This window comes from Mycolicibacterium alvei (assembly GCF_010727325.1).
GTDB lineage: Bacteria > Actinomycetota > Actinomycetes > Mycobacteriales > Mycobacteriaceae > Mycobacterium > Mycobacterium alvei.
This window is the reverse complement of record NZ_AP022565.1, coordinates 2,818,924-2,833,411: the sequence shown is the minus strand read 5'-3', so window position 1 is coordinate 2,833,411 and position 14,488 is coordinate 2,818,924. Positions and strand designations below refer to the sequence as shown.

Sequence of the window (14,488 nt, the reverse complement as noted above, 5' to 3'; positions counted from 1 at the left end):
CACGTGAGCCCTGCCGATGATATAGAGGCCGGTGCGCCGTTGCTCAATCGGCGGCGCGCCCTGACGGTGCTGACCGTCGGAATGGGTGCCGGGGTGCTGGCTGCCTGCTCGGCAGGATCATCGGTCTCCGGACCTCAGGCCCAGGAATCGACCGCGCCGACGGTGACGTACGAGCCTGCCGCCGACGCCGAGGACGTGCTGCCGACCGCGCCGGCCGGAGTGAAGGTCGACAACGGTGTGTTCCAGCGCGTCAGCCTGACCAACGCCAACGGCAAGGTGGTCGCCGGCAAATTCAACAGCGACCGCACCGCGTTCACTGTCACCGAGCCCCTCGGCTACGACTCCACCTACACCTGGGCCGGCTCGGTGGTGGGCCCGGACGGCAAGGCCGAATCCGTACAGGCCACCTTCTCCACGGTCGCCCCGCAGAAACAGGTCAGCGGTCAGTTCCAGCTCGCCGACGGACAGGTTGTCGGCGTGGCCGCGCCGATCATCCTGCAGTTCGACGCCGCGATCGACGACAAGGACCGGGCGACCGTCGAAAAAGCCCTTCAGGTCACCACCACACCGCCGGTCGAGGGCAGCTGGGCGTGGCTGCCCGACGAGGCCGGAGGCTCGCGGGTGCACTGGCGGACCCGGGAGTACTACCCGACCGGAACCAAGGTCAGCGTCAAGGCGCCGTTGTACGGCGTCAGCTTCGGCGATGGCGCCTACGGTGCGGCCGACTCGACGCTCGACTTCGAGATCGGACGTCGCCAGGTGGTCAAGGCCGAGGCGTCCAGCCACCGCATCCAGGTGCTCGACGGGGCCGGCGCGGTGATCATGGACTTCCCGTGCAGCTACGGCGAAGGCGATCTGGACCGCAACGTCACCCGCAGCGGCATCCACGTGGTGACCGAGAAGTACGAGGACTTCTGGATGACCAACCCGGCCGCCGGGTACTCCAATGTGCACGAGCGCTTCGCGGTGCGGATCTCCAACAACGGTGAGTTCATCCACTGCAACCCCAACAGCATCGGTTCGCAGGGCAACACGAACGTCACCAACGGTTGCATCAACCTGAACCTGGAGAACTCGCAGCAGTACTTCAACAGCGCGATGTACGGCGACCCGGTCGAGGTGACCGGCACCCGCATCGACCTGTCCTACGCCGACGGCGACCTCTGGGACTGGGCGGTGGACTGGAGCGAGTGGAAGTCCATGTCGGCGCTGTCCTCGCAGGATTCGCCGGCGAATCTTCCTGCGACGGCCCCGGCGACGCCGACCGACGCTCCGACCCTGTCCGGCATACCTACGACCACCACGCCGCCCAAGCCCACACCGGGCGGGTAAATCGGTCGCCGTTTTCGACTCAAGGGTCGTGAAAATTGAGTCGGCGCGGCCGTGAGGTCGAAATCGACGAGCCGCAGGAGGCGTGGATGCCTCCGGCGCATCACACTTTCCGGCTGAAGCGTCCGTGCGGGGCCTGATCGCGCGGCCGGATCACGATCTGATCCAGGTTGACGTGTGACGGGCGTGACGCGACGAACCCGATCACCTCGGCGACGTCCTCGGCCACCATCGGGGTGATGCCCCGGTACACGTTGTCGGCGCGTTCCCGGTCGCCGTCGAAGCGCACCAACGAGAACTCGGTCTCGACGGCACCCGGCGCAATCTCGGTGAGCCGCACCGGTTTTCCGAGAAGCTCACCGCGCAGCGTGCGGTGCAGGGCACCCTGGGCGTGTTTGGCCGCGGTGTATCCCGAGCCGCCGTCGTAGGTCTCGAATGCCGCGATCGAGGTGACGGTGACGATCAGGCCGTCGCCGGAGGCGATGAGCTTGGGCAGCAGCGCCCGGGACACCCGCAGGGTGCCGAGCACGTTGGTTTCCCACATCCACCGCCAATGCTCCAGGTCAGCGTCCAGGACGGATTCCAGCCCCCTGGCCCCGCCGGCGTTGTTCACCAGCACATCCACCCGATCCAGCTGGGCCGCCAGGGCGTCGACCGCGTCCTGGTCGGTGACGTCCGCCACCACCGCGGTGCCGCCGATCTCCTCGGCCAGTGACTGGACCCGATCGGCCCGACGGGCCGCGCAGATGACGTGAAAGCCCAGGGCAGCAAGGGATCTGGCTGTCGCGGCACCGATTCCGGCGCTGGCGCCGGTAACCACTGCCACGCGTTTGTCTGACTGTGGTGTCGTCATCTGACCAAGACTAGATGGCGTGCTAGGTTCTCCGTATGTCCCGGAATCTCCAGTCCCGCTCCGCGCGGCGTGCGTGTTGTTGTCGCGCACCCCGCCGCGCCTGACTGACCCGGACCTGTTTTCCCGTCCTGCTGAGTCGCCAGGTGTGGTCCCACCCCACCTAGTCGACAACCAGTAAGGACCATTCTCGTGACCACCGCCATTGCCGCTCCCCGCCGCAGCTCCACCCCTACGGTCCGGCCGATATCCGCCGCCGCGCGCTACCCGCAGTCGCGGCTGCTACAGATCGTCGCCCCGTCGCTGAAGGTGCCCGACACCGCCGTGGCGTCGGTGTTCAGCGCCGTCCGCGCCCGCGGGCCGATCGCCCGGGATGCCGTCGCGCAGCTCACGCAGTTGAGCATCGCGACGGTCAACCGTCAGGTCACCGCACTGCTCGACGCCGGAATCCTGCGTGAGCGTGCCGATCTCGCTGTTTCGGGGGCCATCGGCCGGCCCCGCGTGCCCGTCGAGGTCAACCACGAGCCCTACCTCACGCTCGGTATCCACGTCGGTGCGCGCACCACCAGCATCGTGGCCACCGACCTGTTCGGTCGCACGCTCGACGTGGTCGAGACGCCCACCCCGTCGGGGCCCCAATCCGCGGCGTTGGCCACGCTGGCCTCCAGCGCACGCCGGTACCTGAGTCGCTGGCACCGTCGCCGCCCGCTGTGGGTCGGGGTGGCCGCCGGCGGCGTCGTCGACAGCATCACCGGGTATCTCGATCACCCGCGGCTGGGCTGGTCCGATGCCCCGGTGGGTCCGGTGCTCGCCGAAGCGCTGGCGCTGCCGGTGTCGGTCGCCTCGCACGTCGACGCGATGGCCGGTGCCGAACTGCTGCTGGGGGGACGCCGTCCGTTCCCCGAGACCACCGGCGCTCCGGCGCGGACCAGCCTCTACGTCTACGCCCGCGAAACCGTCGGCTACGCGTTGTCGATCGACGGCCGCGTGCACACCCCGGCCGGCGGGCCCGGAACGATTGCCGGCCTGCCCGCACAGTCCGAATTACTCGGTGGCTCAGGGCAATTGGAGTCCACGGTGAGTGACGAGGCGGTGCTCAACGCGGCCCGCGCGCTGCGGATCGTCCCGGCCGAAGGTCCGTCCTCGACGCTGCCGGCGGTGCTGCGCGCGGCCCGGCAGGGCAACGGGAAGGCCCGCGAACTGCTGGCCGATCGGGCCCGCGTGCTCGGCGAGGCCGTCGCGTTGCTGCGCGATCTGCTCAACCCCGACGATCTGGTGCTCGGCGGCCAGGCCTTCACCGAATATCCCGAGGGGATGCCCGTCGTGGAGCAAGCCGTCGCGCACCGTTCGGTACTCGGACCCCGCGACATCCGGGTGACCGCGTTCGGCAATCGGGTCCAGGAGGCCGGTGCGGGAATCGTTTCGCTGGGCGGCCTGTACGCCGATCCGATCGGCGCCATGCGGCGCGCTCAAACCCGCCGATCCGCGGCGGTGTAGACATGTCTGTGTGCGTCTAGCCACGGACCTCGAGACTCCACGCCGAGTTGCGGTCATATCCGTACACACGTCGCCGCTGGCGCAGCCGGGTACCGGTGACGCCGGCGGGATGAATGTCTACGTGCTCCAGACAGCGTTGCAGCTGGCTCGTCGGGGCGTCGAGGTGGAGATTTTCACCAGGGCCACCTCGTCGTCGGATGCCCCGGTGGTGGCGGTGGCGCCCGGCGTGGTGGTGCGCAACGTGGTGGCCGGGCCGTTCGAGGGCCTGGACAAATATGACCTGCCCACCCAGCTGTGCGCGTTCACCGCGGGGGTGTTGCGCGCCGAGGCGACCCACGAACCCGGCTATTACGACGTCGTCCACTCGCATTACTGGCTGTCCGGTCAGGTCGGCTGGCTGGCCCGGGATCGCTGGGCGGTGCCGCTCGTGCACACCGCACACACCCTGGCCGCGGTGAAGAACGCCGCACTGGCCGCCGGTGATCTGCCCGAGCCGCCGCTGCGCGCCGTGGGGGAGCAGCAGGTGGTCGATGAGGCCGACCGGCTCATCGTGAACACCGAACATGAAGTACAGCAACTAGTTTCGCTTCACCACGCCGATCCGGGACGTATCGATGTGGTGCATCCAGGGGTCGACCTGGATGTCTTCACCCCCGGGGATCGCGACGCGGCGCGGGCAGTGCTCGGCATTGCCCGCGACGAGCAGGTGGTCGCGTTCGTGGGCCGCATCCAGCCGCTGAAGGCGCCCGACGTGCTGTTGCGTGCCGCCGCGAAACTGCCCGGGGTCCGGGTGCTGGTCGCCGGTGGGCCCTCCGGCAGCGGCCTGGCCGAGCCCGACACCCTGATTCGTCTGGCCGACGAACTGGGTATCACCGATCGTGTGACGTTCCTGCCCCCGCAATCCCGCGAACAACTGGTCACCGTGTTCCGCGCCGCCGATCTGGTCGCAGTGCCCAGCTACTCCGAATCCTTCGGCCTGGTCGCGATCGAGGCCCAGGCATGTGGGACGCCGGTGGTGGCGGCCGCGGTCGGCGGTCTGCCCGTCGCGGTGGCCGACGGGGTCAGCGGTGCCCTGGTCGACGGGCACGACGTCGACGACTGGGCGGCCGCGATCGACGAGGTGCTGCAGCGCGATCCGGCTCCGTTGCGCCTGGCCGCCGCGGCTCACGCCGCGCAGTTCTCCTGGGCGCACACCGTCGATGACCTGCTGAACAGCTACGCCCACGCGATGAGCGACTACCGGTCCCGGCACCGCAGGCCCGCTGCCCGACGTGCGGGACGCCGGTTCGCGCTGCGCCGGGGGGTGCGGGCATGAGCGTCGAAAAACTGATCACCGACACCCTCGACGAGCACGAACTCGTCTACCACCGGCATGACGGCGCCCACGGCGGCCTGCCCGGTCTCATCGTCGAACTGCCGGGGGAACGCAAGCTCAAGACCAACACCATTCTGAGCGTCGGCGAGCATTCGGTACGTGTCGAGGCATTCGTGTGCCGCAAACCCGACGAGAACTTCGAAGGTGTCTACCGGTTCCTGCTCAAGCGCAACCGCAGGCTCTACGGGGTCGCCTACACCCTCGACAACGTCGGCGACATCTATCTCGTCGGCCGGATGGCGCTGAGTTCGGTCACCGCCGACGAGATCGACCGGGTGCTCGGCCAGGTGCTCGAAGCCGTCGACTCCGACTTCAACACCTTGCTGGAACTGGGCTTCCGCTCATCCATCCAGAAGGAGTGGGAGTGGCGGGTCTCGCGCGGTGAGTCGCTGAAGAACCTCAAGGCGTTCGAGCACCTGATCGACGATTAGCCGCCCGTGAGAAGATCACGGGCATGCCGACGCTGATCCTGCTCCGCCACGGTGAGAGCGACTGGAACCAGAAGAACCTGTTCACCGGATGGGTCGACGTCGACCTCACCGAGAAGGGCCGCGCCGAGGCCGTCCGCGGCGGCAAGCTGCTGGTCGAGAACGGCCTGCTGCCCGATGTGCTCTACACCTCGCTGCTGCGCCGCGCGATCACCACCGCCAACCTGGCGCTGGACGCCGCCGATCGGCACTGGATTCCGGTTCACCGGGACTGGCGGCTCAACGAGCGGCACTACGGCGCCCTGCAGGGCCTGGACAAGGCCGCCACCAAGGACAAGTACGGCGAAGAGCAGTTCATGGCGTGGCGGCGCAGCTACGACACCCCGCCGCCGCCGATCGAGAAGGGCAGCGAGTACAGCCAGGACGCCGATCCGCGTTACGCGGAGATCGGTGGCGGCCCGCTGACCGAATGCCTCCAGGACGTGGTGGCCCGGTTCGTGCCGTACTACGAGGCGACGATCTTGCCCGACCTGCGGGCCGGCAAGACCGTGCTGATCGCGGCCCACGGAAACTCGCTGCGTGCGCTGGTCAAGTACCTCGACGGAATGTCCGCTGAGGACGTCGTCGGCCTGAACATCCCGACCGGCATCCCGCTGCGCTATGAACTCGACGACAACCTCAAGCCCCTCGTCGCAGGCGGTGAGTACCTCGACCCCGAGGCCGCCGCTGCCGGGGCCGCCGCGGTTGCCGCGCAGGGCGCCAAGAAGTAGTTCGCCCGACCTTCGGGCCTGCGGGCAAACAGCAGGTTACCGACGGTTAACGACAGCCGAACAGCTGTATTTGGCGGTGTGACTTGTCCCGTTTTGGTCGCACGCTGCTGGGATGACGTTCACCGGATGCGTACGCTTTTCGCGTGAGCTTGATGTCGGCGTTACTGCTGACGGCGGTCGTGGCGTTGCTCGCGCTGATCGTCGGTGCGGGGGTGGCCGCCGTGGTCGCCCCCCGCATCGTGGCCGCACGGCAGCGGCGCGAGGCCGATGAGGCCGGCCTGACGGTGTCGCAGATGCTGCAGCACATCGTGTCCGCATCGCCCAACGGCATCGTCGTCGTCGACACGTTCAACGACGTGGTCTATGCCAACGACCGGGCCACCGAACTCGGTGTCGTGCGTGACCGGCTCCTCGACGACCGGGCCTGGCGCGCTGCCGAGCAGGTGTTCGCCACCGGTCAGCCCATCGAGGTCGACCTGTCCCCGCGCAAGCTCCCACACCCCGGACGCCTGGGCATCTCGGTGCGCGGCTGGGTGCGGCCACTGAGCACGGAGGACCGCCGCTTCGCCGTCGTCTATGCCGACGATGAGTCCGAGCACGCCAGGATGGAAGCCACTCGCAGGGATTTTGTGGCCAATGTCAGCCATGAGCTCAAGACCCCGGTGGGCGCCATGCGGGTGCTCGCCGAAGCGCTGCAGGCCTCCGCGGACGACCCGGACATGGTGCACCGCTTCTCCGACAAGATGGTGGCCGAATCGCTGCGGTTGGCCGACATGGTCGGCGAGCTGATCGAGCTGTCCCGGTTGCAGGGTGGCGAGCGGCTGCCCGACCTGGACGTCGTCGACGTCGACTCCGTGGTGTCCGAGGCGCTGTCGCGGCACAAGGTGGCCGCCGACAAGGCCGACATCTCGATCACCACCGACGCCCCGACCGGCTACCGGGTCCTGGGCGATCAGACGTTGCTGGTGACCGCCGTCGCCAATCTGGTGTCGAATGCCATTGCCTACTCGCCCAACGGATCCGGCATATCGGTCAGCCGGCGCCGGCGTGGCGGCAGTGTCGAGATCGCGGTCACCGACCGCGGCATCGGAATCGCCAAGGCCGATCAGGAACGGGTCTTCGAGCGGTTCTTCCGGGTCGACAAGGCCCGTTCGCGCGCCACCGGCGGCACCGGGCTGGGCCTGGCGATCGTCAAACACGTGGCCGCCAACCACAACGGAACCATCCGGCTGTGGAGTCAGCCGGGGACCGGGTCGACGTTCACGTTGTCGATCCCGGCGTATCCCGAAACCGACGAGTCCGCAGGTGACTCGAACGACCGAGAGGATTAGCGAGACCGATGACCAGCGTGTTGATCGTTGAGGACGAGGAGTCGCTGGCCGATCCCCTGGCCTTCCTGCTCCGCAAGGAAGGTTTCGAGGCCACCGTGGTGGCCGATGGTCCCTCTGCACTGGCCGAGTTCGAGCGCTCCGGCGCCGATATCGTCCTGTTGGACCTGATGTTGCCGGGGATGAGCGGTACCGATGTCTGCAAGCAACTACGTGCCCGCTCCAGCGTGCCGGTGATCATGGTCACCGCCCGCGACAGCGAGATCGACAAGGTTGTCGGTCTCGAGTTGGGTGCCGATGACTATGTCACCAAGCCGTATTCGGCCCGCGAGCTGATCGCGCGGATCCGGGCGGTGCTGCGCCGCGGCTCCGACACCGACGACGGTGCGATCGGTGACGGCGTACTGGAGGCCGGCCCGGTCCGGATGGACGTCGAACGTCACGTCGTCAGCGTCAACGGCGATCAGATTACGTTGCCGCTCAAGGAGTTCGACCTCCTGGAGTACCTGATGCGCAACAGCGGACGGGTGCTCACCCGCGGTCAGCTCATCGACCGGGTGTGGGGTGCGGACTACGTGGGCGACACCAAAACCCTTGACGTGCACGTCAAGCGGCTGCGCTCCAAGATCGAGGCGGACCCGGCCAACCCGGTGCACCTGGTCACCGTGCGCGGTCTCGGCTACAAGCTGGAGGGCTGAGGGGGCTACTGGGCGGCGCGGGTCGCGGGATGCACGGCGACCAGTCCGAGGGCACTGCGCCGCCGGCACATCGCGGCCAGCTCGGCGTAGGCCTTCTCGCCGAGCACCGCGGTGAGTTCGGGGCCGTAGGACTCGAACACCGGGCGGGCGCCCACATGGGCGGCGGGATCACCGGTGCAGTACCAATGCAGGTCCGCTCCGCCCTCGCCCCAGCCGCGCCGGTCGTACTCGGTGATGACGGTGCGCAGGACCTGCGTGTCGTCGGGCCGAGTGACCCATTCCTGACTGCGCCGGATCGGCAATTGCCAGCACACGTCGGGCTTCATGGTCAGCGGCTCGACACCGAGCTTGAGCGCCTTGCTGTGCAGGGCGCACCCGATTCCGCCGGCGAACCCCGGGCGGTTCAGGAAGATGCACGCCCCCTTGTACTTCCGGGTCCGCTGGTTGGGCTTGCCGTCGTACTCGTCGTCCTCCAGATAGCCCTTGCGGCCCAGGCCCTTGTCCCGGAACTGCCAGTCCTCGTCGGTCAGCTGGGCGACCGCGTCGTCGAGCCGCGCACGATCGTCGTCATCAGAAAGGAACGCGCCATGCGAGCAGCAGCCGTCGTCCGGGCGGCCCTCGACGGTGCCCTTGCAGGCCGGTGTGCCGAACACACACGTCCAGCGGGACAACAACCACGTCATATCGGCCGCGATCAGATGCGTCGCGTCCTCCGGGTCGTAGAACTCCACCCATTCGCGGGCAAAGTCGAGTTCGACTTCGCCGGGATGCACATCTGCCACGGCGCAAACGGTACTCCCATATGCCTGAACACATTTCCCGACCGCGGCGTGACGCGTCGTGGGACGCACCACAATCCCGGCGTGCGGGTGCGGCGGTTCGGAGGAGGTCCGGCCACGCCGCGCTGGTCGGCTGCGGTTAGGTTGGTTCAGTGCGGTTAGGCGTGCTCGATGTCGGGAGCAACACGGTGCATCTCCTCGTGGTGGATGCCCGTCGTGGCGGACACCCGACCCCGATGAGCTCCACCAAGGCCGCACTGCGCCTGGCCGAGGCCATCGACGACTCCGGCAAACTGACCCGCAAGGGCGCCGACGGGTTGGTGGCCACGGTGGACGAGTTCGCCAAGATCGCCACCAGCTCGGGATGTGCCGAATTGATGGCGTTTGCCACCTCTGCGGTGCGCGACGCCACCAACTCCGAGGAAGTCCTGGCCAGGGTGCGGGCCGAGACCGGGGTGTCCCTCGGTGTGCTCAGCGGTGTCAACGAATCCCGCCTGACGTTCCTGGCGGTGCGCCGCTGGTACGGCTGGAGCGCGGGCCGCATCATCAACATCGACATCGGCGGTGGCTCGCTGGAACTGTCCAGTGGGGTCGACGAGGAGCCCGAGGTGGCGCTGTCGCTTCCCCTGGGGGCGGGCCGGCTGACCAGGGAGTGGCTGGCCGAAGACCCACCTGGGCGACGCCGAGTCGCGATGTTGCGGGACTGGCTGACCACCGAGCTCGCCGATTCCGGCACCACCATGCGTCGGGCCGGAAACCCGGACCTCGCGGTGGCGACGTCGAAAACCTTCCGGTCGCTGGCCAGACTCACCGGGGCGGCCCCCTCGGGCGCCGGCCCGCGGGTCAAGCGGACCCTCACCGCGACGGGATTAAGACAGCTCATAGCTTTCATCTCTAGGATGACAGCGGCTGACCGTGCCGAACTGGAAGGAGTGAGTGCCGAGAGGGCACCACAGATCGTGGCCGGTGCTTTGGTAGCTGAGGCTAGTATGCGAGCACTGGAGATCGATTCCGTCGATATTTGCCCCTGGGCATTGCGAGAGGGGTTGATTCTTCGGAAGCTCGACAGCGAGGCCGACGGTTCAGCCTTGGTAGAGACGTCGGCGCGGGACGCCGGACGTTAAGGAAAAGCTAGTCCCGAAGGCAACGTAGGTATGACAGGACCAGAGAACAGCCCATCCGGCACCCGACCGATCTCGGTCGCGGAGTTGCTGGCGAAGAACGGGACGATCGGGGCGCCCCCGGTCGGCGGTCGCCGTCGGCGTCGCCGCGGAAACAGTGACGCGGTGACCGTCGCCGAACTCACCGGTGAGATCCCGGTCATCACCGACGACTACGAACCCGAGCCCGCACGTCGCGACGAGCCGGTTCCCGCGCCTGACCCGCTGGTCGACACTGCCGTCGTGGCGCCCATCCTGGACGAGCCGCGGGTCCGCAACGGCGGCCTCCGGTCTCCCCGGGTCAAGCCGCCCATCAGGTCGGCCGAACCCGACGACGTCCGCACCGAGGCCGAGGACGATTACGACGCGCATCTGGCGGCGCGTGACGTCGATCCCGAGCCCGTCGAGTTCCGGCCACGTCCGCGCCGCGGTCAGTCCAAGCCGGCGCGTGACTACCGATCGTCGGGCACCGGTGCCGAGCGGATGAGCCCGGACCCCCTCGACGACCTTGACGCCGACGATGCGGCCGGGTCGGCCGACGCGCTGGTCGAGTCCGACGGTCGCGATCTGCACGGCGCGGTCGACACCGATTACGGCGACTACGCGGACGACGACTATGACGGCGACTACGGCGATAGTTCGTACTCGTCGCTCGGGCCGTTGTTCGGCGCAGGATCGTTGGCCGACAAGGACCTGTCCGAGGGCACCGGCGACTACGACGAGCACGACGAATTCGACGAATTCGATGATGATCAGCCGCCCCCCTCACCGCTGGTTCGCGGGATGTGGATCGTCGGTCAGTGCGTGATCGCGGTGGCCTTCGGTGCCGGCCTGTTCATCGCCTTCGATCAGCTGTGGAAGTGGAACACCATCGTCGCGCTGGTGCTCGGCGTGCTGGTCATCCTCGGCCTGGCCGGGGGTGTGCGGGTGGTCCGCAAGACCGAGGACATCGGCAGCACACTGACCGCGGTGGCGGTCGGGGCCCTGGTCACCTTCGGTCCGTTGGCGCTGCTACAGGCGAGTTAGGTCCCCGCACACGCGAGGAACGAAAGCACGTCAGTACACAATTGGGTTGTGCGCCCCGCCATCAAGATCGGTCTGTCCACCGCCTCGGTCTATCCGCTGAGGACGGAGGCTGCGTTCGAGTGCGCCGCGCGCCTGGGTTATGACGGTGTCGAGCTGATGGTGTGGGCGGAGTCGGTCAGCCAGGACATCGACACGATCGCCAAGATGTCGGCGCACTACGGCATCCCGGTGTTGTCGGTGCATGCCCCCTGCCTGCTGATCTCGCAGCGGGTGTGGGGGGCCAATCCGATCTCGAAACTCGAACGCAGCGTGCGGGCCGCCGAACAACTCGGCGCCCAGACCGTTGTCGTGCACCCGCCGTTCCGCTGGCAGCGCCGCTACGCCGAGGGGTTCAGCGAGCAGGTCGCCCGGTTGGAGGCCGACAGCGAGGTCCTGGTGGCGGTGGAGAACATGTTCCCGTTCCGGGCCGACCGGTTTTTCGGGTCGGGTGGCACATCCGTCGAGCGGATGCGTAAGCGCGGCGGCAGGCCCGGCCCCGGCATCTCCGCGTTCGCGCCGTCCTACGACCCGCTGGACGGCGATCACGCGCATTACACGCTCGATCTGAGCCATACGGCCACGGCCGGCACCGACGCCATCGAGATGGCCCAACGAATGGGCGACGGCCTGGTGCACCTGCATCTGTGCGACGGCAAGGGGGCATCCACCGATGAGCATCTGGTTCCCGGGCGGGGCACTCAGCCCACCGTCGAGGTGTGCCAGATGCTGGCGGCGGGCAATTTCTCCGGCCACGTCGTCCTGGAGGTCACCACGTCGGCTGCCAAGACCACCGCCGAACGCGAGGCGCTGCTGACCGAGTCGCTGCAATTCGCCCGCACCCACCTCCTGCGCTGAAAACCCCCACCTGCAAAGGACCGCACATGACCGGCTCCACCCTGTTCACCGATGCCATGGCACTGACGCCGGCCGGCGACGGCGTCTATCACGGCGAGCTCAACGAGCACTGGACGATCGGGCCCAAGGTGCACGGCGGCGCCATGCTCGCGCTGTGTGCCAATGCCGCCCGCACCGAGCTGGGCGCGTCCGCGCAGCCCCTGGCGATCTCGGGAAACTTCCTCTGGGCGCCCGATCCCGGTCCGATGCAGGTGGTCACGACGGTGCGTAAGCGGGGCCGCCGGATCGGCCTGGTGGACGTGGAGCTGCGCCAGGAGGACCGCATCGCGGTGACGGTGTCGGTCACCCTCGGCGAACCCGAGCATCACGTGCCCCCGCTGCTGTCGTTCAACCCCGTGGTGCCGCTGATGACGCCCGAACCGCCGCCCGGGCTGGAGCCGATCGGCCCCGGTCATCCGATGGAGCATGTCGTGCACCTGGCGCATGGTTGTGACATCCGCCCTGCGCTGCACACGATGGGGCCGCGTACCGACGGTGGGCCGCCGGTGTTCGAGTACTGGGTGCGTCCCAAGGGTGTCGCTCCCGACGTGCTGTTCGCGCTCCTGTGCGGCGATGTGTCGGCTCCGGTGACGTTCGCTGTGGAACGCACCGGTTGGGCGCCCACGGTCCAGCTGACGGCCTATCTGCGGGCACTACCGGCCGACGGCTGGCTGCGGGTGATGTGCACCTCGGTGCAGATCGGTCAGGACTGGTTCGACGAGGACCACATCGTCGTCGACTGCGAGGGCCGGATCATCGTGCAGACGCGGCAGTTGGCGATGGTCCCCGCGCGGGGCTGACTCCGCCGGGACATGGAATGCTGTCGCCCATGTCGAGAATCGCGATAATCGGCGGCGGAAGCATGGGCGAGGCGCTGCTGTCAGGGCTGTTGAGGGCCGGCCGGCAGGTCAAGGACATGGTGGTCGCGGAGAAATACCCGGACCGCGCCAAGTACCTGTCGGAGAAGTACTCGGTGCTGGTGACCTCGGTGGCCGATGCCGCCGACAACGCCGCCTACGTGGTGATCGCGGTGAAGCCGACCGACGTCGCGAATGTGATCGACGAGATCGCCGATGCGGCGGCGAGCGCCGATTCCGACGCCGCCGAGCAGGTGTTCGTCAGCATCGCCGCCGGTGTCAGCACGTCGTACTACGAGAACAAGCTGCCGGCCGGGTCTCCGGTCATCCGCGTGATGCCCAACTCCCCGATCGTGGTCGGCGGCGGGGTGAGCGCGTTGGCGGCGGGCCGGTTCGCGACTGCCGAGCAGCTCAAGGAGGTCTCGTCGATCTTCGATGCGGTCGGCGGCGTACTCACCGTGAACGAGTCGCAGTTGGACGCGGTGACGGCGGTGTCCGGGTCGGGGCCGGCGTACTTCTTCCTGATGGTCGAGGCTCTGGTCGACGCGGGCGTGGAATCGGGTCTGTCGCGTGCGGTGGCCACCGATCTGGTGATCCAGACGATGGCCGGCTCGGCGGCGATGCTGCTGGAACGTCTCGATGAGGTAAACGCCGCCGGGGGCGCCGCGCTGGACACCACACCGGCTCGATTGCGGGCGATGGTGACCTCGCCGGCCGGCACCACCGCCGCTGGGCTGCGGGAACTGGAGCGTGGGGGATTGCGGGGCGCGGTGTCCAATGCCGTTCTGGCCGCGAAAACGCGCTCTGAGCAGCTCGGAATTACATCTGAGTAATTAGATTAATTCAAACTGATTAGCCCACACCCGTCGCAGTAACCCCACCCGCCACGCTATTCTCCCTTTGTATGCGCGGGTCGGTGCCAGCGGTGGGGAAGCCGCTGGAACTGCCTGTGCCTGATTGATTGGGTTGCGATGACGTCTATGAACGGGCCATCGGCGCGGGATGCTGGCGACGGTCAGCCTCGAGCTCAATTTCTGACGGTCGCCGAGGTGGCGAGCTTGATGAGGGTCTCGAAGATGACGGTGTACCGGCTGGTGCACAACGGTGAACTGCCTGCGGTTCGAGTGGGCCGATCGTTCCGGGTCCACGCCAAGGCAGTCCACGATCTGCTGGAGTCTTCGTACTTCGACGCGGGCTGACATCCCGGTTCGACAGCGCGGCCGTACCAGCTGAGCGCCCAGAGCAGGCTGGCGTTTTCCGTTTCGGTGACCGGCCTGGGTAAAGTAACCAGGTCAATCATCAGCGTCAGTAGCGGAGACACCAGGGTTTATGGGCTCAGTCATCAAGAAGCGGCGTAAGCGTATGTCGAAGAAGAAGCACCGCAAGCTGCTTCGCCGTACCCGGGTGCAGCGTAGAAAACTCGGCAAGTAGCCAACTGCTGCGGCCGCTAGGCTGAGC

At 67.8% G+C, this 14,488-nt stretch carries 16 protein-coding genes; 14 read left to right on the top strand and 2 right to left on the bottom strand.

The window, feature by feature from the left end:
- The first annotated feature begins 3 nt into the window (after nt 1-3).
- Complete coding sequence (locus tag G6N44_RS13605; protein WP_163664755.1) at nt 4-1,332, top strand: L,D-transpeptidase; 1,329 nt, start codon at nt 4-6, stop codon at nt 1,330-1,332.
- Between the two features lie 100 nt (nt 1,333-1,432).
- Here the strand turns inward: G6N44_RS13605 and G6N44_RS13600 are convergent, their stop codons facing one another.
- A complete protein-coding gene (locus G6N44_RS13600) occupies nt 1,433-2,182 on the bottom strand; it encodes an SDR family oxidoreductase (RefSeq protein WP_163664754.1) in 750 nt (249 codons plus the stop codon).
- 189 nt (nt 2,183-2,371) lie between these two features.
- Here G6N44_RS13600 and G6N44_RS13595 point away from each other — a divergent pair, with 189 nt between their 5' ends.
- From G6N44_RS13595 to regX, 6 genes are all read left to right on the top strand, one after another.
- A complete protein-coding gene (locus G6N44_RS13595; protein WP_308213874.1) occupies nt 2,372-3,676 on the top strand; it encodes an ROK family protein in 1,305 nt (434 codons plus the stop codon).
- A 10-nt stretch (nt 3,677-3,686) separates the two neighbouring features.
- Nucleotides 3,687-4,991 carry a D-inositol-3-phosphate glycosyltransferase gene (mshA, locus tag G6N44_RS13590; protein ID WP_163664753.1) on the top strand — a complete coding sequence of 435 codons (1,305 nt, stop codon included), beginning with the start codon at nt 3,687-3,689 and terminating at the stop codon, nt 4,989-4,991.
- The gene (locus G6N44_RS13585) at nt 4,988-5,482 is read left to right on the top strand and encodes a type III secretion system chaperone family protein (protein ID WP_163664751.1); all 495 of its coding nucleotides are present in this window, start codon (nt 4,988-4,990) and stop codon (nt 5,480-5,482) included. Before mshA ends, G6N44_RS13585 begins: the two co-directional genes overlap by 4 nt.
- 23 nt (nt 5,483-5,505) lie before the next feature.
- A complete protein-coding gene (locus G6N44_RS13580; RefSeq protein WP_163664750.1) occupies nt 5,506-6,249 on the top strand; it encodes a phosphoglyceromutase in 744 nt (247 codons plus the stop codon).
- Between the two features lie 143 nt (nt 6,250-6,392).
- Entirely contained in the window at nt 6,393-7,580 is a 1,188-nt protein-coding gene (locus G6N44_RS13575; protein ID WP_163664748.1) for a sensor histidine kinase, read from the top strand.
- A gap of 8 nt (nt 7,581-7,588) precedes the next feature.
- A complete protein-coding gene (gene regX, locus G6N44_RS13570; RefSeq protein ID WP_163664746.1) occupies nt 7,589-8,275 on the top strand; it encodes a two-component sensory transduction protein RegX in 687 nt (228 codons plus the stop codon).
- A 5-nt stretch (nt 8,276-8,280) separates the two neighbouring features.
- Here the strand turns inward: regX and G6N44_RS13565 are convergent, their stop codons facing one another.
- Complete coding sequence (locus tag G6N44_RS13565; protein WP_163664744.1) at nt 8,281-9,057, bottom strand: DUF3109 family protein; 777 nt, start codon at nt 9,055-9,057, stop codon at nt 8,281-8,283.
- 149 nt (nt 9,058-9,206) lie between these two features.
- Here G6N44_RS13565 and G6N44_RS13560 point away from each other — a divergent pair, with 149 nt between their 5' ends.
- The 7 genes from G6N44_RS13560 (at nt 9,207) to G6N44_RS13530 (ending at nt 14,461) form a co-directional block, all read left to right on the top strand.
- Nucleotides 9,207-10,178, top strand: a complete 972-nt coding sequence (locus tag G6N44_RS13560; protein WP_163664742.1) for a Ppx/GppA family phosphatase — start codon at nt 9,207-9,209, stop codon at nt 10,176-10,178.
- 30 nt (nt 10,179-10,208) lie between these two features.
- The gene (locus tag G6N44_RS13555; protein ID WP_163664741.1) at nt 10,209-11,240 is read left to right on the top strand and encodes an Rv0497 family membrane protein; all 1,032 of its coding nucleotides are present in this window, start codon (nt 10,209-10,211) and stop codon (nt 11,238-11,240) included.
- 48 nt (nt 11,241-11,288) lie between these two features.
- Nucleotides 11,289-12,134 carry a sugar phosphate isomerase/epimerase family protein gene (locus G6N44_RS13550; protein WP_163664739.1) on the top strand — a complete coding sequence of 282 codons (846 nt, stop codon included), beginning with the start codon at nt 11,289-11,291 and terminating at the stop codon, nt 12,132-12,134.
- Nucleotides 12,135-12,160: 26 nt separating this feature from the next.
- Nucleotides 12,161-12,973, top strand: a complete 813-nt coding sequence (locus tag G6N44_RS13545) for a thioesterase family protein (RefSeq protein WP_163664737.1) — start codon at nt 12,161-12,163, stop codon at nt 12,971-12,973.
- Between the two features lie 29 nt (nt 12,974-13,002).
- On the top strand, nt 13,003-13,863 hold the full coding sequence (gene proC / locus G6N44_RS13540; RefSeq protein WP_179964523.1) for a pyrroline-5-carboxylate reductase: 861 nt from the start codon (nt 13,003-13,005) through the stop codon (nt 13,861-13,863).
- A gap of 138 nt (nt 13,864-14,001) precedes the next feature.
- Nucleotides 14,002-14,229, top strand: a complete 228-nt coding sequence (locus tag G6N44_RS13535; protein ID WP_003882954.1) for a cell division/environmental response transcriptional regulator — start codon at nt 14,002-14,004, stop codon at nt 14,227-14,229.
- A 130-nt stretch (nt 14,230-14,359) separates the two neighbouring features.
- On the top strand, nt 14,360-14,461 hold the full coding sequence (locus G6N44_RS13530) for a 30S ribosomal protein bS22 (protein ID WP_003402602.1): 102 nt from the start codon (nt 14,360-14,362) through the stop codon (nt 14,459-14,461).
- Nucleotides 14,462-14,488 lie beyond the last annotated feature (27 nt).